This window comes from Catenovulum sp. SX2 (assembly GCF_052056295.1).
In the GTDB taxonomy this organism is placed as follows: domain Bacteria; phylum Pseudomonadota; class Gammaproteobacteria; order Enterobacterales; family Alteromonadaceae; genus Catenovulum.
The window spans coordinates 1,659,612-1,675,911 of the sequence record NZ_CP182493.1; the positions used below are offsets into that span (position 1 = coordinate 1,659,612).

Below are 16,300 nucleotides of genomic sequence, written 5' to 3' on the forward strand. Positions count from 1 at the left end.
ACTAAACAACGCAAGTCTTGAAGCATAATTTTCGCAAAACCGCTGTAAATATATCCCTATACGCTTCGCTTTTTCATCCATGAAAAAGAAATTTTGCTCTAAATTATCGCTTCAATACTTGCTCCGAGTTAACTTCAGATACGTTTAACTATGCTAAGCGTTTTGGAACAAAGATTAGGAGCAAAACTTCAATCGCCATGGCCGAATCAGAACCCTAAAGCACATATACAAAAACAAACAAACACAACCAAACTACATCAACAAAATGCCAATACCAACTCGCAGCTTGAAAAGCAAAGTGGTTGTCTGGAGTAAAATGCCCTTCCAACACCCTAAACCACATCACAATCAAAAACAGTGTGCCTAAAGTTACGTGCATACCGTGAAAGCCGGTTAATAAGAAAAAGGTATTGCCATAAACGCCAGAGTCGAGCTTGAGCCCTAAATCTCTATATGCATGAATATATTCTTCAACTTGCAGGAATAAAAATATGCATCCAAGCATGATAGTCAGAGTCAGCATGCCAAATAACTGTTTGCGCTTATTTTGTTCAAGGCCCACATGAGCAAAATGCACTGTTACAGACGATACAACCAAAATAATGGTATTGATTAGAGGTAAACCCATAGGCCCCATAGCTTGGGTAGTTGTGCCATCAGGTGTTGTTGTTAATGGCCACATAGCTTGGAAACTAGGCCATAACACCACATTGGTCATTTCATTGTTGCCAGCACCACCAAGCCATGGAACCGAGATCATGCGTGCATAAAACAAAGCGCCAAAAAAAGCGGCAAAAAACATCACTTCGGAGAAAATAAACCAACTCATGCCTTGGCGGTAAGAAACACCAAGTTGCTGACTATGTAGACCAGTGCGCGATTCAATCACTTGGTCTCTAAACCAGCCTATCATCATTAATAACACGGCAATAATGCCGAAAATCAGCACCCATTTACCCCAGCCTGCTTCACCTGTTTTGCCCGACTGCGCAACTAAAGTACCTGCGCCAACAGCAATTAAAAACAAAGCAATTGCCCCTAATATTGGCCAAGGGCTTTGTGCTGGTACGTAATATTCCGTGTGTTCAGTTTGTGACATGGTTAAGCCTCCTAATACAAGGTATAAGCTAAAGTCATTTGCAATACATCTTTGGGCATATCTGTGTCCAAATAAAATTGCATAACAAATTCGCTTTGTTGATTCGCTGCAATAAGCTGTTGTTCAAAACAAAAACACGCAGTTTTATGTAAATACAAACCAGCTTGCCCGGGTGATATCGAAGGAATAGCTTGCACATATTTAGCTTGTTTCGACACATTAGTGATACGAAATCTAGCTTCAGCCATTTGCCCAGGATGCACCCGCAAAACTTTATCAATAGGTTCAAATAAAATGGCACCACCAGCTTGGCTGATGGTCATCATTTCTAATTTGATTGAGCGGGATAAATCAGTGTTGTTTTGTTCAGCTTGAGTCAACGGCGCTACCAAATTTTGCCCTTCAATTCCTTGAGCTTTTTCTGGGCTTGTTTGATAAATACGGCCATTAATTCCTGTGATATCACAAAACACGTCGTACAGTGGCACCAGTGCAAAACCAAAACCAAACATTAATACAGTCGCTAGCAACAAGCGTTTAACCAAGCGGCTATTTGCTTGTTGCATTTGCTGTTTTGCTGTGGATGACATTGGCTCTGACATTTAATCCACCTGCTTAATCTTGAATTTTCGGTGGTGTGCTAAAGGTGTGGTAAGGCGCTGGTGATGCAACCGTCCACTCTAAACCTTCAGCGCCATCCCATACTTGATTATCCACTGGCTCACCTTGTTTTTTACTGGCTTTAATCAACACAGCTAAGAAAATAAGTTGTGATAAACCAAAGGCAAAGCCACCTAAACTGATAATTTGGTTCCAATCAGCAAATTGAATTGAATAGTCGGGAATACGTCTTGGCATGCCGGCCAAACCAACAAAATGCATTGGGAAAAACAGCACATTGACGGAAATAAGTGAGCACCAGAAATGTAACTTGGCTAAACCAACGTCATACATAACGCCTGTCCATTTTGGCAACCAATAATAAGCAGCTGCAATGAGCGAGAATATAGCGCCAGTTACCAATACATAATGGAAATGGGCGACAACAAAATAAGTGTCGTGGTACTGGAAATCAACCGGGGTAATCGCCAACATCAAACCTGAGAAGCCACCAAAAGTGAATAACACAATAAAGGCCAGAGAAAACAACATGGGCACTTCGTAAGAAATGGCACCGCGCCACATAGTCGCAACCCAGTTAAACACCTTAACGCCGGTCGGCACGGATATCAGCATGGTGCAATACATAAAAAACAATTCAGCGTAAACCGGCATACCTGTGGTAAACATATGGTGTGCCCACACCACAAAACTTAAACCAGCTATAGATACTGTGGCATAGACCATAGAGGTATAACCAAAAAGCTTTTTACGGCTGAAGGTTGGCACTATGGTGGAGATAATGCCAAATGCCGGCAAAATCATTATATAAACTTCAGGGTGACCAAAAAACCAAAAGATGTGCTGGAACATTACAGGGTCGCCACCACCTGCAGCGTCAAAAAACGAGGTGCCAAAAAACTTATCGGTTAACACCATAGTCACTGCACCAGCCAATACAGGCATAACTGCTATTAATAAAAATGCGGTAATCAACCAAGTCCAAACGAATAATGGCATTTTTAACCAAGTCATGCCTGGTGCGCGCATATTCCAAATGGTCACTATTACGTTAATTGCGCCCATAATCGACGAAATCCCCATAATATGCACAGAAAATACAAACAAAGCAGTACTATCGCCACTATAAGTAGTAGATAAAGGCGCATAAAAAGTCCAACCAAATGCAGGGCCACCACCTTCAACAAATAAACTCGCGAGTAGAATTAAAAAAGCAAAAGGCAAAATCCAAAAACTTAAGTTATTCATCCGAGGTAAAGCCATATCTGGCGCACCTATCATCATAGGTATCATCCAGTTCGCTAAACCGGTAAATGCAGGCATAACAGCACCAAATACCATAATCAAACCATGCACTGTGGTCATTTGATTAAAAAAGTGTGGCTCAACTATTTGCAACCCAGGTTGAAATAATTCGGCGCGTATCACCATAGCCATAGCGCCACCGGTTAAAAACATAATAAAGGCAAACCATAAATATAAGGTGCCAATATCTTTGTGATTAGTTGTATACAACCAGCGTTTTATCCCTTTAGCAGGACCGTGGTGTGCATGGTGCGAATCATGTCCGTGGTCAGATTCGTGCGCAGCAGTGTCTTGAGTGCTAGTCACTGAATTCATACATTAATCTCCCTTATTCGCCCTGATTTATAAATTGATGAACATCTTTTGGTTGGACTAAATCGCCGGAGTTCATACCCCAAGCGTTGCGCTCGTAGGTAACAACTGCCGCTATTTGTTTTAAACTCATCTGTTTAGCAAAAGCTTGCATGGCCGTACCTTTTTTACCATTAACCACTATATCAATATGGCCGTTTACATCACCCAAGGTTATTGGGCTGTTAATTAATGATGGAAATACCCCAGGTAACCCAGCGCCATTGGCTTGATGACAAGCCGCACAATAACCCATGTATGCCGCTTCACCTTCTTTCATCAACTCTTCAAAGCTCATGTTCATTGCCAATAATCTAGCTTCTTCTGCGGCAGCAGCAGCTTTAAGCGCTTTTTGCTGAGCCATCCACTCATCAAACTCTTCTGGTGGCAAAGCTTTGACCACTACAGGCATAAAACCATGATCTTTACCGCATAATTCAGCACATTGACCTCGGTAAATGCCGGGCTCGTTTACGCGAGTCCAAGCTTCATTAATAAAACCAGGGTTTGCATCTTTTTTCACAGCAAAATCAGGCACCCACCAGCTATGAATTACATCATCTGAAGTCATTAAAAAACGGACTTTGCGGTTGGTTGGAATGACTAAAGGTTTATCCACCTCAAGTAAATAGGTATCACCTTTTACCCATTTATTCTGGATTTGTTCCATTGGGGTCGACATCAAACTATAAAACTCAATGTCATCATCTAGGTATTTGTAATGCCATTTCCACTGTGAGCCTGTCACGACAATGCTAATGTCAGACTCGGAAGCGTCTTCCATTTCAAACAAGGTTTTTGTAGCTGGGATTGCCATACCAATCAAAATGAAAAAGGGTACTATAGTCCATGCCACTTCCACTTTTAGGCTTTCATGAAAATTGGCCGCTTTCACCCCTCTTGATTTACGGTGAAATACCATAGCCCACAGCATTGCACCAAAAACCACAACCCCAATGGCGATACAGATATAAAATATCGTCATATGTAAGTCATAAACTTTTTGGCTTATGTCTGTTACCCCAACCGGCAAGTTTAGATCACTCCGCTCGTTTGAAGCTAAACATACAAAAGATAAGCTAGACGCTATAACAGCGAAGATAAATGCAACAACTCTTTTGACCACAGCTAAAACTCCTTGTTTTTTGCTGATCAATTGGCGTGTAGAAGTTAGATTGTTAGCGCAACGATTCCCACATCAATTAATACAACATTAGTTTTATTTTATTACTGCGTATACAAACATGCGTTTGCATAGGTTATGAATAAAAAATAGACAATGATTTGCATTAGATCCAATAACAAACAAAAATATTTTTATTTTTTAACAATTAAGCGAGGGAATTTATTAGATATTAGTTGAAAGGAAAAAACAGCAAGCGGCAAGATCATAGCAATAAAGGCGAGTGCAAGGTAAATAACCACTTAACACTCTTCTTTATTACACAAAGGAGAAAAAGGAAAAATAAAACTTAGAAGCCACCTGTACTTCTAACAACACCAACAGCTAAACCTTCAATTGCAAAAGGTGTAGTGGTTAAATCAACTTCTATTGGTGCAAAATCAGCATTTTCGGCAATTAGAATAACTTTATGGCCTTTTTGTTGATAACGTTTAACAGTTACGTCATCTTCGACCCGAGCTACCACAACTTGACCATTTTGTGCAGTTTGAGTTTTATGTACAGCCAATAGGTCACCATCTAAAATACCAACATCTATCATACTGTCGCCGTGTACACGCAGTAAAAAATCTGCATTTGGTCGAAACAATGCAGGGTCAACTTTATAGTGTTGTTCAACGTGTTCAGTTGCTAATATTGGGTTACCAGCCGCTACACGGCCAATTAGCGGTAAACCTTCCTCTTCAACTAAGTCACCATCTTGGGCAACTAAGCGAATACCACGTGAGGTACCGGCCATAATCTCAATCACACCTTTTTTCGCTAACGCTTTTAAGTGTTCTTCCGCAGCATTGGGTGATTTAAAACCTAAAATTTTCGCTATTTCAGCACGCGTTGGTGGCATGCCAGTTTCTTGAATATTGTCTTTTATCAGCTGTAATATTTCGCTTTGTCTTGGCGTGAGTGGGCGCATAACAATGTTTATCCATACAGTACAAAGTACTGTTAGTATATACAGGCTAGATAAAAACACAAGCTCAAGCTGAATTTAATCCAACATTTGCAAAATCCGAAGCTAACCAAATAATAAGTTGCCGTGCTACAATAACGGCAAATTTTTTTCTACTTGTTATTAGATGACTGACTACAAAAAGCTATTCAGCTATTTAATTGAATACCCCACACGCTTGTTAACAAAGTCAAAATTGGTATTAGGCCAGTTTGATAAGCTCACACAAGACTGTGGTACACAGCCAATATTTTATGTATTAAAACACGATTCGATAACCGATTTATTGGTGTTAAAACGAGCCTGTAGTAAAGCAGGTTTACCTAGCCCATTTAAGCCGGTAAAAATTGGTGAGCAGCTGTTTCGCCGCTACGTGTGTTTAGATAAATTACAACCTGTGTTACAAAAATCGTCTGGTGAAACCGACGCGAAAGCACAAATACAAACCGTATTGGATTTACATACAGTCAACACAGATTTAGACGCCAAACTTGTGCCTTGTTTTGTCGCTTGGGGGCGCTCACCGGGTGTTGAAACCAATAACATAAAAACCTTGTTCAACGACCAAAGAAAACCTAGCTGGTTGAAAAAGTTCTTTATAGTGTTGTTTTCCGGCCGAGATAACTTCATTTCAATTAATGAACCGCTATCCATTCGTCATGTTGTTGAAAACTATGGTTCAGATGATGAAATCAGCCACAAATTGTTACGTGTTGCGCGTTTTCACTTCCAGCGCCAACGTCTTGCTATGGCAGGGCCGCGTTTATGGCAACGCGATAATTTAATTACCTCGTTATTAGCGTCCCCTGTTATAAAAAAAGCGATTGAAGACGAAGCGAAAAGTAAAAATATTCCAATCGAAAAAGCCCGTCAAACAGCAAAATCCTATTTGGACGAAATGTCTGCCGATTATCGTGAAAGCCACATTAGACTGCTTGATCGTATTATGACTTGGGTTTGGAACAAACTCTATTCTGGTCTTGAAGTGAAAAATGGCGATGCTGTACGTAAACTTGCACAAGATGGTCATGAGCTTATCTATGTACCTTGTCATCGTAGCCATATGGATTACCTACTGCTCACTTATGTAATTTATTACCAAGGTTTAGTACCACCACATATCGCAGCAGGGGTTAATTTAAACTTTTGGCCTATGGGCCCAATATTCCGTCGCGCCGGTGCATTTTTTATCCGTCGTTCATTCCGCGGCAATAAACTTTATTCAGAGACATTTCGTGAATATTTAGCCCAGCTCATTAGCAAAGGTTATGCAATCAAGTTTTATCCTGAGTCGGGCCGTTCGCGCACAGGGCGTTTGTTAAAACCGAAAACCGGCATGTTGGCTATGACAGTGCAAACCATGCTGAGAAACCTTGAGCGTCCTGTCACCTTAGTTCCTGTATATATAGGTTACGAGCACGTCATGGAAGTAAAAACTTATTTGCGTGAATTAAAAGGTGAAAAGAAGAAAAAAGAGTCATGGTTACATTTATTTTCTATCTTAAAAAATTTACGTCACTTCGGTAGAGGTTATGTAAATTTCGGTCAGCCAATTAAACTGAATAAAGATATGACTGAATATCAAGCTGATTGGAAAAAAGATTGTGATCCCTATTACCCACCTAAACCAGCTTGGTTAAATGGTTACATCACGAATTTAAGCGAAAAAATAATGCGCAATATCAACCATGCAGCTGCTTTAAATGGCGTAACCTTAACCGCAATGACATTGGCTCTTGCCAACAAACAAACGCTGTTCAGAGACGATTTAGAGTCGCAATTAGCTTTACTGATAGATTTACACAAAAACGATTCTCCATTTAACAATATGACTTTGCCTCCTGAAGACAATGTTGTTGAGCTGGTCAATAATGCCTTAAAAATGGAAAAGTTTGTTGAAGAAAAAGGTGAACAAACCACAGTTAGCATAGCGGCCGAACAAGTTGTTGAAATGAGTTATTACCGAAATAACATCATTCACTTATACGTTATTCCCTCTATCATTGCGGCTATCTTGTTGGAAAATGCGACTGTGGATAAACAAAAAATCTACCAAGTTGTTCAACAGATATCACCTATACTCGGCAACGAATACTTCTTTAGTGTTGATGAAACAGCATTAAATCAGCACATAGACCATTGTTTGCAAACTATGCAAAATTACCTAGTGATCGAGCTGCAAGGTGAGAAAGTGTCTGCTGTAGACCATGCTCAGCCGCCATATTTACAGCTACATTTACTTAGTTTGATTGCCCAAGAAACCTTGCAAAGATACGCTATTGTATTGCAAACCTTAGAAGCTCACCCGAATGGGTTAAGCCGCTCTGAGCTTGAGCGCACAGCGCAAGAAGCCGCTAAATACCTAGCGAAAATGCATGATATTAAAGGGCCAGAATTTACTGATAAATCTATCTTGACTCAATTTGTTGGAGAGTTAAAAGACAGAGAGCTGATTGTCATTAAAGAAGAAGGACGTTTTATTGCGTCGCCTGCATTGGCTCAACTAGCGGAAGTGATCTTCGATTTAATTGATGGTGATGTGTTTAATACCATACGCCATGCTTCTGCCGATAAAGGTGAATAATCCCCATTATCGCGAATCAGAACTGAGGACAGTAAATAGCTGTCCTCATTTTCCCGCCACATCCCCTTTACTAGCGCAATAACCAATCTGTCGGGGTTATTTTTTTACCTTTACGCTTCATTAAGTCTTCAATTAGCGGCGTAATAATTAACTCCATAGCCAAGCCCATTTTACCACCGGGCACAACCATAGTATTCACTCTCGACATAAAAGCGCCATCAATCATATTTAAGTAATATGGAAAATCGACGCCTTTAGTTCCACGAAAACGGATCACAACAAAACTTTCATCTAAGCTTGGAATATCTTTGGCCGAAAATGGGTTAGAGGTATCAACTGTAGGTACACGCTGAAAGTTAATGTGGGTGCGGCTAAACTGCGGCGTAATATAATTTATATAGTCGTCCATACTACGTACAATAGACGCCATCACAGCTTCATGGCTATGACCTCTGTCAGTTGTGTCGCGAATAATTTTTTGAATCCATTCCAAGTTAACAATAGGCACCATGCCTATCAGCAAATCAACTTGCTCAGCGACATTTACCTCATCATTCACCACACCACCGTGTAAACCTTCATAGAACAGCAAGTCAGATTCAGGTAGTTCCTGCCAAGGGGTAAAAGTACCCGGCATTTGATTATACGGCACGGCTTCATCAAACGAGTGTAGATAACGACGTAGACGACCACTGCCACTATCGCCGTAAGTTTTAAACAGCTCTTCTAGCAAAGCAAAATCATTTGCTTCAGGGCCAAAATAGCTAATATGACGACCTTGCTCTTCAGCTTTACGGATTTCAACTTCCATTTCAGCACGGGTAAATCGATGGAAGCTGTCACCTTCCACCTCTGCGGCTTTAATATCGAAACTACGAAATATATGGCGAAACGCCTTAGTTGTAGTTGACGTGCCTGCGCCCGACGAGCCAGTAATCGCAATAATAGGATGCTTTGCTGACATACACTGGTTACTCAAGACATAAATTAAGATGCCTAATTTAACCACAGTCGGCATAGAAAAAGCGACACTAAATCGAAATTTCCACGTTAACTACAACAATTAAATAGAGCTAAATTATAGCTGGGCCAATATTGCTCGCTGCTCACTGTCACTCAGTTCAGAAAATTGACTAATCAGGGCGCGAATGAGCTTAGACTTATTGGTCTGATGTGTTTCAGCTAATAAGTTTAGCTCTGCAATACAATCAATATTCAACGAAAATGTCGCATTTTTACGCACAGATAGCTCACTCATCCCTTTGTCATTTTTACCATCTACCACAGTCAATTGTGGTGGAAAGATAAAACTTTGCCGTCCGTGGGTATAGTTATCTACATCATCAATAAAATCGTCAACGTCAAATTCAGCTAGCTTATACGGCTTTGAGCAAGTTTTCTTCAGATCGGCCATGCCCATAATCATCTACCTCAATTGGCAAGTTCATCACTTCTTGAATAATCGAACGAATTTCTTCAGCGGCTTTTCCTTGCGGATCTTGTTCAATCACTGAAGAGCCTTGTTCTTCGCTATCGTCATAAACATTACGGCTAAAAGTCACTGAATTGAGTACATTTAAACCATAACTTTTACAGACGTCTTTAGCTTCAAGAATTCGATTTGCTTGATTAGGCAATGACGGACATTGAGTCATAACCACAGCTTCACGCATAGTTGGATTAATCATTTTACATGTATTGATCAACTCCTCCACGTGCGGGACAGTTTTTAAATCACGACGTTTTGGACGCATTGGAATTAAAACGTGTGTTGCTACCGAAAGTGCGGAACGTAAAGTTGCACTGTCTCGGCCACCACAGTCAATAATGACGTAATCGTAATTACGCTCAAATCCTTGCAGTTCATAACGAACTTTACCAAACAATTGCACACAGCTTATCCATTCAAGTTCAGGGCTGCTATGGCGGGTTTGGATCCAATCTGATGTGGTTTTTTGCGGGTCGCAGTCAACTAACATAACGTTAGCGCCTTGTTCTTTGGCTAAATAAACTGCGATATTTTGGGCTAGGCAACTTTTACCACTGCCGCCTTTTTCTCCACCGACTAACAAAATCATAACTACTATCCTCTTGGTACAAGCAGCGAAGACCACTTCGCTACCAATGAATATATGAACAACAAACCATTTGTTGCATATACAGTGTAGCCATAGTTTGTTTCTTTTGTTAGATCATTTTGGAACTAAGATAGCTTATTTTATAACCGGCTCACAAAATCGAAACTTTTTGCTCTGGGGTAGCAGCTAAACTAACGGGATAAATGCAGGATTATAAATAGCCCAGCTAATATGCTTGGGCTATTTTTGAGGCATTACTTCAGAAAATATAACTTAGCCAGTTTGCTGTGTACATGTGCCAGTTCTATTTGAATATCATCCATAAATTTGTGTAGCTCTCCATTTTTCAATTTGCGCACATTTGCATGCGTTAGCTTTTTATTTGCTTGTTCAAATATACTGTTTAATTGCTCGGAATTAGGTACAGGTTTAATCACCTCCGCCAATTCATTTAAACAATATAATACTGAACGCGGAAATACCTCGCTATGCAACATAAACTCAAGGACATCTTCGCGTCTGACGCGTATGCCCATTTGTTGGCGATACATTTGGTAGGCGCTAAAAGAGCGTAATACGCTGATCCACTGAATATTTTCAAATGGGCGATTAACATCCGATTCAATTAAGCTAGCTGAACGCACATCTAAAATACGTGTAGTCATATCCGCCCGTTCTAAAATTGAACCAAAGCGGATAAAACGATAACCGATATCATGGTTTATGGTTGCATCCAAAGCACCAAAAATTAAGTGCGCTTGTTCAATTACATATTTTAAATAACCAAAACGACCGCGCTTACCAATACCTTCGTTTTGGTTCTCTTTAACGTAATGATATAAAGAGTTAATGCCTTCCCACACGGCACGCGGAATAACATCGCGCACTGTGCGAGCGTTTTCTCGCGCTAACCACATTGAATTTAAAATTGATGATGGATTTTGCCCGCCCACTAATAAAAACTTAATTGCGCTTCTGTCATTACACTCTTTGTGGTTTTGATAAAAAGCGTCTTTTGCGCCAATAATGTCGATAATGGGTTCCCAGCCGGTTGATATACCTTTAGGTAAATCCATCAGCAATAGGTTATTTACATTAACCAAGCGCGCAACGTTTTCTGCTCGTTCAACATAACGCGCAGTCCAGTATAGAGTTTCAACCACTCTTGATAACATGTTATTGACCCTCCGTATCGACTATCCAAGTATCTTTACTGCCACCACCTTGTGATGAATTAACCACTAGCGAACCTTTAACCAAAGCCACACGGGTTAAGCCACCTGTCGTTACTTGGATATCATCGCCGCTAGACAATATAAATGGGCGTAAATCAACATGGCGACCTTCTACATGGTCATCTACTAAAGTTGGCACTGTCGATAAACTCAAAGTTGGCTGCGCGATATAATTGCGCGGATCAGCTTTAATGCGTTTAATACACTCTTGATGCTCTTTTTTAGTCGCTTTTGGCCCTATCATCAAACCATAACCACCAGACTCATTGGCAGGTTTGACCACCAGCTCATCAATATGCTCAATCACATAAGCCAGTTCATCTTTATTCATGCACTTGTAAGTTGGCACGTTCGGCAACTTAATTTCTTCATCCAAATAATATTTGATGATTTCTGGTACAAACGAATACACTACTTTGTCGTCAGCAACCCCAGCACCTGGCGCATTCACCAAAGCGACGTTGCCTTTTTTCCATGCGCGCAATAAACCAGCAACACCTAACATTGAATCAGGGTTAAAAGCTTCTGGGTCTAAGAATAAATCGTCAATGCGGCGGTAAATAACATCGACACGCTTCAAGCCATAAATGGTGCGCATATATACGCAATCGTCATCTTTTACCAGTAAATCGCGGCCTTCAACTAACTCGCAGCCCATTTCTTGCGCTAAATAACAATGTTCAAAATAGGCGGAGTTATAGATACCAGGCGTTAACACCACCACTTCTGGCGTGTCGCCGCTGCGCGGTGACATATTGGCTAGCATATCAAACAACTGGGATGGGTAATCATGCACAGGGGCAATTTCTAATTGCTCAAATATTTCAGGAAAAACCCGCTTCATCACTGAGCGGTTTTCAATCATATAAGACACACCTGAAGGTACACGCAAGTTGTCTTCAAGCACGTACATTTGCCCTTTGCCATCACGTACTAAGTCTGAGCCACAAATGTGCGCCCAAATGCCTTTTGGTGGATTAATGCCAACACATTGTTTGCGAAAGTTGACTGATTTGGATAACAACTCAGCGGGAAAAATGCCGTCTTTAATGATTTGTTGTTTATGATATAAATCGTCGATAAACAAATTGAGCGCATGCACACGTTGTTTTAAGCCAGCTTCAACTTGTTGCCACTCTTTTTTGCAAATCACCCTAGGTACTATATCCATAGGCCAAGACCTGTCGATATTCGAACCTTCGCTATACACAGTAAAACTAATGCCCATTTCTTTGATAGCAAAGTCTGCTGCAGCTTTAGCTGTGTTTAACTCATCTTTTTTTAGCTTGGCTAGATAGTCCGCTAATATTTCACACTGTTTTCTTGCTCTACCATCAGAACCAATTAACTCATCATAAAATGGTTTGGTTTGATATTTTTGCCACTCAATTGCCATGGCGAACTCCTTCTATGCCGCTATGCTTTGAACTAAAACCCTACTCGTGTCGTTTCATATCTACTGCAACTGCTAATTGGTGCATACCGCCACCAAAAACTATACCTTTAAGTGGAGTAACATCTGCAAAATCCCGACCAACTGCTAATGTTATATGTTGATCATTGGGTAAAACATTATTGGTTGGATCAAAATCTACCCAACCAACATCCGGCACATACAATGCAAACCAAGCGTGAGTTGCATCTGCGCCTTCTAACTTTTCTTGACCTTCTGGTGGAAAAGTTTCTATATAACCACTGACATATCGACCCGCCAAACCAATACTGCGCAAACAGGCGAGCGCAAAGTGTGCAAAGTCCTGACAAACGCCCTTTTTCGAGGCAAAAACTTCAGCAAGTGGTGTACTAATTGTAGTAGCACCAGACTCATACTGAAAGTCGCTAAAAATTCGCGCCATTAAATCTTCGCACGCTTCGACAATAGGTCGGTTTGGCGTGAATGACTGCAAAGCATAATCTTTCATTTCAGCTTGGTAGCGAGTAAAAGCCGAGACCAAAGTAAACTCGGCTGCTTTTAACGTTTGTGGGGTAATAGGATTCGCCAACGCCTGTACCACAGACTCCCAAGGCATTTGCCAGCCGAGCATATTAATTTGCTGACGATTATAAATTTCCACTTCGCTAATAGCGGTAACTTGCAGCACTTCGTGTTGGGTTGGAATATCAAATACAGACACTCGATTGCCAAAATAGTCGATAAAACTTTGCAAATAATCCACAGTGGGAGATGTGACTATTTCTGTGGTTAAACACTGCTGATACTGATTGCTTATAGGTGTTAAGCGCGCATGGTTTTGACATAAATTTACCGGCTCACTGTAACTATATGTCGTTGTGTGTTTGATTGTATATTTCACGATTTATCTATACTCCCAAACATAGAGTTGAGCGGAGTTGCAGTTTTAGTATGTGAGAAATATTGTAATAACAGCATATCGCCAAATCGTTCTAAACTCACTTTGACCGACTGCATTAATTCAATTAGCTCAATGCGTTGCCCTTCTGTTGCAAGGGCTAAAGTTTCTCTATCGGCTAAGTGACATTGAGTTTGCATTTTTAATAACAATTTAGCATGCGCTGGTAACATGCCGCGCACGCTATTGTCGGGTAAAAATTTGCACAACTGTGCTAGCTGTTCAACTTGATAAAGCAAACTACGTGGATAATCACCATCTAAGATCAACAGCTCCAAGCCAGTTTCTGTGCTTTGATACATGCGATAACGGCGCTTATGCGTAATCAAGCTAACTTGGGTCGACAACACAGCTTCTAACATGCTTAGCTGCTCAATTTCCGATAATGACTGACCTAACAAATGTTCACAGACACTGGCAATTTGTGTTGAGCGTTCGACCCTGCGGCCAATATCCAACATAAACCAGCCATTGCTATTGGCCATACTGTCAGAGGTTGAACCATTAAACGCCATTAAAAAGCCTATGATGCGGTCAATGGTGGCTTGCATCACACGTGTAGAAGCTGAAGCGGGCGATTTAGCGATGCGACGAATTTCATCGTTAATATCATCAATAATGCGCCAACTATCTAGTGACAATAATTCACGTACCTGCAAAGCACTGTTTTTCAGCGCTTTTAATGTATTAATTAAACTGCCGCTGAATTCTTGATCGGCAAATAACTGAATGGCGATTTCACGTGGAATGTACGACTGAGTTTCACTTTGACTGATATTTTGTTCCGCATATGGAAACACCACAGCTTGATTAACCACAGCTTCAACGAGTCGGCTGACAATAGCTTTATTGTTGCTGTCTGGGTATATGGCAAATTCGGTGAATCTGTCAATGAGCACCCTGAGCATACGTACTGTGTTTTCACCACGCTCTAAATAACGGCCTAACCAATATAAATTTTCGGCTGTGCGCGATGGTATTACCCCATCTAACAGAGCTAAATCTGACATCTCTTTAGTTAATTTAGGCAAATTGCGAATGCTGGTTTGTGGGGTATTGCTGCGGATCCAAGTGTCTTTAATCCAACCAGCTGTTGGTGTTGATTTAATCCCAGTGGCAGAAAAACATAATGCAGATGGTAATACCTCAATGTTATTGCCAGAAACCAAAGTAAAGCAGCGCATAACAATAGGTTGGGCGACTAAATTGTGATCATCCCAAAATGGCGCACTGCTATATTTAGCTTTTTTCAAATAATAATAATCTGCCATTTGTTCGCTAGATAAACCATCAAACAAAGACATAATATTTTCAGCTTGGCCTTCGCCGTCCAGCATAAATTCAGCTTGGGAAAAGCGACCTATTTGGTAATCGGCTAAATTAGGTAATAAATTATCTAAGTCAGCGGCAGTCAGTGGGCTAGGTTGCGCTTCAGGTAAGATTAGTGATTGGCGATTAAAATACTGTGAAATTTGCTCAAGTTTACTTTTAACTTGAGGTATTTCGAGTATGCCACAACCAACCGGGTTGACTATATGCACACTGCCTTCGCGAATAGCTTGGAATAGCCCAGGGATACCATCAATTGAATAATCAGTTTGTTCAAGTGAGTCGAGCACATTGTCGGCTAACCAGCGCACAATTACATCAACTTTGCGTAACCCCTTCAGCGATTTTAACCAAACTTTGCCTTTGCGCACTGTTAAGTCGGCACTGTTGACTAGCGTGTAACCCATGTATGAAGATAGAAACGCGTGTTCAGAATAATAGGGATCATCTGGACCTCGGCTTAAAATAACCACCCGTGGATCGCGCAAGCCAGTCGTTAAATCATTAATATTTTGCTGAAATTTACCGAAAAAGTTGGCAATGCGCTGCACATTACATTCAGCAAATTCGTCGCCCATGACTCGACGAGCAATAATGCGGTTTTCTAATAATAAGCCGAGACCTTGTGGGCTTTGTAGATGGTCTGATTTAACTTTAAATAAACCATCTGCATCGCGGTAAATGTCGAATGCTGCAATAAAGATTGGGTTGGCGTTTGCCGCAAAACTGTTTTTTTCACGAATATATAAAGGTGATGCTTGTATAGCTCGTGCATCTAAAATGCCGTTAAGCATGAGCTGTTGTGAGCCATAAATATCTTGCGCTGTGCGGATCAATAACTGAGTGCGCTGCTTAACCCCATCTTGGATAATTTGCCAATCACCTTCGGACAACATCAACGGCATGGGATCAAGCCGCCAACTAGATTGGGCGCCTGTATGGGTCACGCCGCTGTCTTGCAACAAGCGTTTAATTTCGTTGCTGCGCAGGTGTATGTCTTTTTCGGATAAATTGGCTAAGCGCGCAAATAGAACATCCCAATGCGTGGTGTCACCACCGCAGTGGTGCTCCACTTCATCATGGACATGTGAGCCATTTAAATAGCTGGCGAGCCAGCTAGGCATTTCTAACATTGTGTGAGATTCGCTGTAGTACAAGTGCTGTCTCTCTAGTATATACCTAGTTTGCCCAAAC

The 16,300-nt window shown here is 41.0% G+C and carries 13 protein-coding genes; 1 reads left to right on the forward strand and 12 read right to left on the reverse strand.

All coding sequences use genetic code 11. From position 1 onward, the window contains the following. Window positions 1-214: 214 nt before the first annotated feature. From ACMZOO_RS07000 to lexA, 5 genes are all read right to left on the reverse strand, one after another. Complete coding sequence (locus ACMZOO_RS07000) at window positions 215-1,099, reverse strand: cytochrome c oxidase subunit 3 (protein ID WP_440905982.1); 885 nt, start codon at window positions 1,097-1,099, stop codon at window positions 215-217. 11 nt (window positions 1,100-1,110) lie between these two features. After that, window positions 1,111-1,701 carry a cytochrome c oxidase assembly protein gene (locus tag ACMZOO_RS07005; protein ID WP_440905983.1) on the reverse strand — a complete coding sequence of 197 codons (591 nt, stop codon included), beginning with the start codon at window positions 1,699-1,701 and terminating at the stop codon, window positions 1,111-1,113. A 13-nt stretch (window positions 1,702-1,714) separates the two neighbouring features. Next, window positions 1,715-3,340 (reverse strand): cytochrome c oxidase subunit I, encoded by a 1,626-nt coding sequence (gene ctaD / locus ACMZOO_RS07010; RefSeq protein WP_440905984.1) that lies wholly within the window; start codon window positions 3,338-3,340, stop codon window positions 1,715-1,717. A 13-nt stretch (window positions 3,341-3,353) separates the two neighbouring features. Further along, window positions 3,354-4,478 carry a cytochrome c oxidase subunit II gene (gene coxB, locus ACMZOO_RS07015; protein ID WP_440906289.1) on the reverse strand — a complete coding sequence of 375 codons (1,125 nt, stop codon included), beginning with the start codon at window positions 4,476-4,478 and terminating at the stop codon, window positions 3,354-3,356. A gap of 370 nt (window positions 4,479-4,848) precedes the next feature. Further along, complete coding sequence (gene lexA / locus ACMZOO_RS07020) at window positions 4,849-5,472, reverse strand: transcriptional repressor LexA (RefSeq protein ID WP_440905985.1); 624 nt, start codon at window positions 5,470-5,472, stop codon at window positions 4,849-4,851. Between the two features lie 163 nt (window positions 5,473-5,635). On the opposite strand from lexA, the gene plsB reads away from it, so the two are divergent. Continuing rightward, window positions 5,636-8,092 (forward strand): glycerol-3-phosphate 1-O-acyltransferase PlsB, encoded by a 2,457-nt coding sequence (plsB, locus tag ACMZOO_RS07025; protein ID WP_440905986.1) that lies wholly within the window; start codon window positions 5,636-5,638, stop codon window positions 8,090-8,092. 70 nt (window positions 8,093-8,162) lie between these two features. On the opposite strand, the gene ACMZOO_RS07030 is transcribed toward plsB, so the two are convergent. From ACMZOO_RS07030 to ACMZOO_RS07060, 7 genes are all read right to left on the reverse strand, one after another. Then, a complete protein-coding gene (locus tag ACMZOO_RS07030; protein ID WP_026016838.1) occupies window positions 8,163-9,056 on the reverse strand; it encodes a phosphoribulokinase in 894 nt (297 codons plus the stop codon). 114 nt (window positions 9,057-9,170) lie between these two features. Beyond that, the gene (locus tag ACMZOO_RS07035; RefSeq protein WP_440905987.1) at window positions 9,171-9,506 is read right to left on the reverse strand and encodes a hypothetical protein; all 336 of its coding nucleotides are present in this window, start codon (window positions 9,504-9,506) and stop codon (window positions 9,171-9,173) included. Next, window positions 9,469-10,170: an AAA family ATPase gene (locus ACMZOO_RS07040; protein WP_440905988.1), complete on the reverse strand. Its 702-nt coding sequence runs from the start codon at window positions 10,168-10,170 to the stop codon at window positions 9,469-9,471. The genes ACMZOO_RS07035 and ACMZOO_RS07040 overlap by 38 nt, the downstream gene beginning before the upstream one ends. Window positions 10,171-10,424: 254 nt before the next feature. After that, window positions 10,425-11,345, reverse strand: coding sequence for an alpha-E domain-containing protein (locus ACMZOO_RS07045; protein ID WP_440905989.1), 921 nt, complete (start codon window positions 11,343-11,345; stop codon window positions 10,425-10,427). Window position 11,346: 1 nt separating this feature from the next. Beyond that, window positions 11,347-12,801 (reverse strand): circularly permuted type 2 ATP-grasp protein, encoded by a 1,455-nt coding sequence (locus tag ACMZOO_RS07050; protein WP_440905990.1) that lies wholly within the window; start codon window positions 12,799-12,801, stop codon window positions 11,347-11,349. Window positions 12,802-12,841: 40 nt separating this feature from the next. After that, complete coding sequence (locus ACMZOO_RS07055; protein WP_440905991.1) at window positions 12,842-13,720, reverse strand: transglutaminase family protein; 879 nt, start codon at window positions 13,718-13,720, stop codon at window positions 12,842-12,844. Continuing rightward, on the reverse strand, window positions 13,717-16,239 hold the full coding sequence (locus ACMZOO_RS07060) for a circularly permuted type 2 ATP-grasp protein (protein ID WP_440905992.1): 2,523 nt from the start codon (window positions 16,237-16,239) through the stop codon (window positions 13,717-13,719). Before ACMZOO_RS07060 ends, ACMZOO_RS07055 begins: the two co-directional genes overlap by 4 nt. Between the last annotated feature and the right edge of the window lie 61 nt (window positions 16,240-16,300).

Bases quoted from the DNA above. Each gene is read 5' to 3' on its own strand.
- ACMZOO_RS07000 (WP_440905982.1), bottom strand. From the start codon at position 1,099: ATGTCACAAACTGAACACACGGAATATTACGTACCAGCACAAAGCCCT.
- ACMZOO_RS07005 (WP_440905983.1), bottom strand. From the start codon at position 1,701: ATGTCAGAGCCAATGTCATCCACAGCAAAACAGCAAATGCAACAAGCA.
- ctaD (WP_440905984.1), bottom strand. From the start codon at position 3,340: ATGAATTCAGTGACTAGCACTCAAGACACTGCTGCGCACGAATCTGAC.
- lexA (WP_440905985.1), bottom strand. From the start codon at position 5,472: ATGCGCCCACTCACGCCAAGACAAAGCGAAATATTACAGCTGATAAAA.
- plsB (WP_440905986.1), top strand. From the start codon at position 5,636: ATGACTGACTACAAAAAGCTATTCAGCTATTTAATTGAATACCCCACA.
- ACMZOO_RS07030 (WP_026016838.1), bottom strand. From the start codon at position 9,056: ATGTCAGCAAAGCATCCTATTATTGCGATTACTGGCTCGTCGGGCGCA.
- ACMZOO_RS07035 (WP_440905987.1), bottom strand. From the start codon at position 9,506: ATGGCCGATCTGAAGAAAACTTGCTCAAAGCCGTATAAGCTAGCTGAA.
- ACMZOO_RS07040 (WP_440905988.1), bottom strand. From the start codon at position 10,170: ATGATTTTGTTAGTCGGTGGAGAAAAAGGCGGCAGTGGTAAAAGTTGC.
- ACMZOO_RS07045 (WP_440905989.1), bottom strand. From the start codon at position 11,345: ATGTTATCAAGAGTGGTTGAAACTCTATACTGGACTGCGCGTTATGTT.
- ACMZOO_RS07050 (WP_440905990.1), bottom strand. From the start codon at position 12,801: ATGGCAATTGAGTGGCAAAAATATCAAACCAAACCATTTTATGATGAG.
- ACMZOO_RS07060 (WP_440905992.1), bottom strand. From the start codon at position 16,239: ATGTTAGAAATGCCTAGCTGGCTCGCCAGCTATTTAAATGGCTCACAT.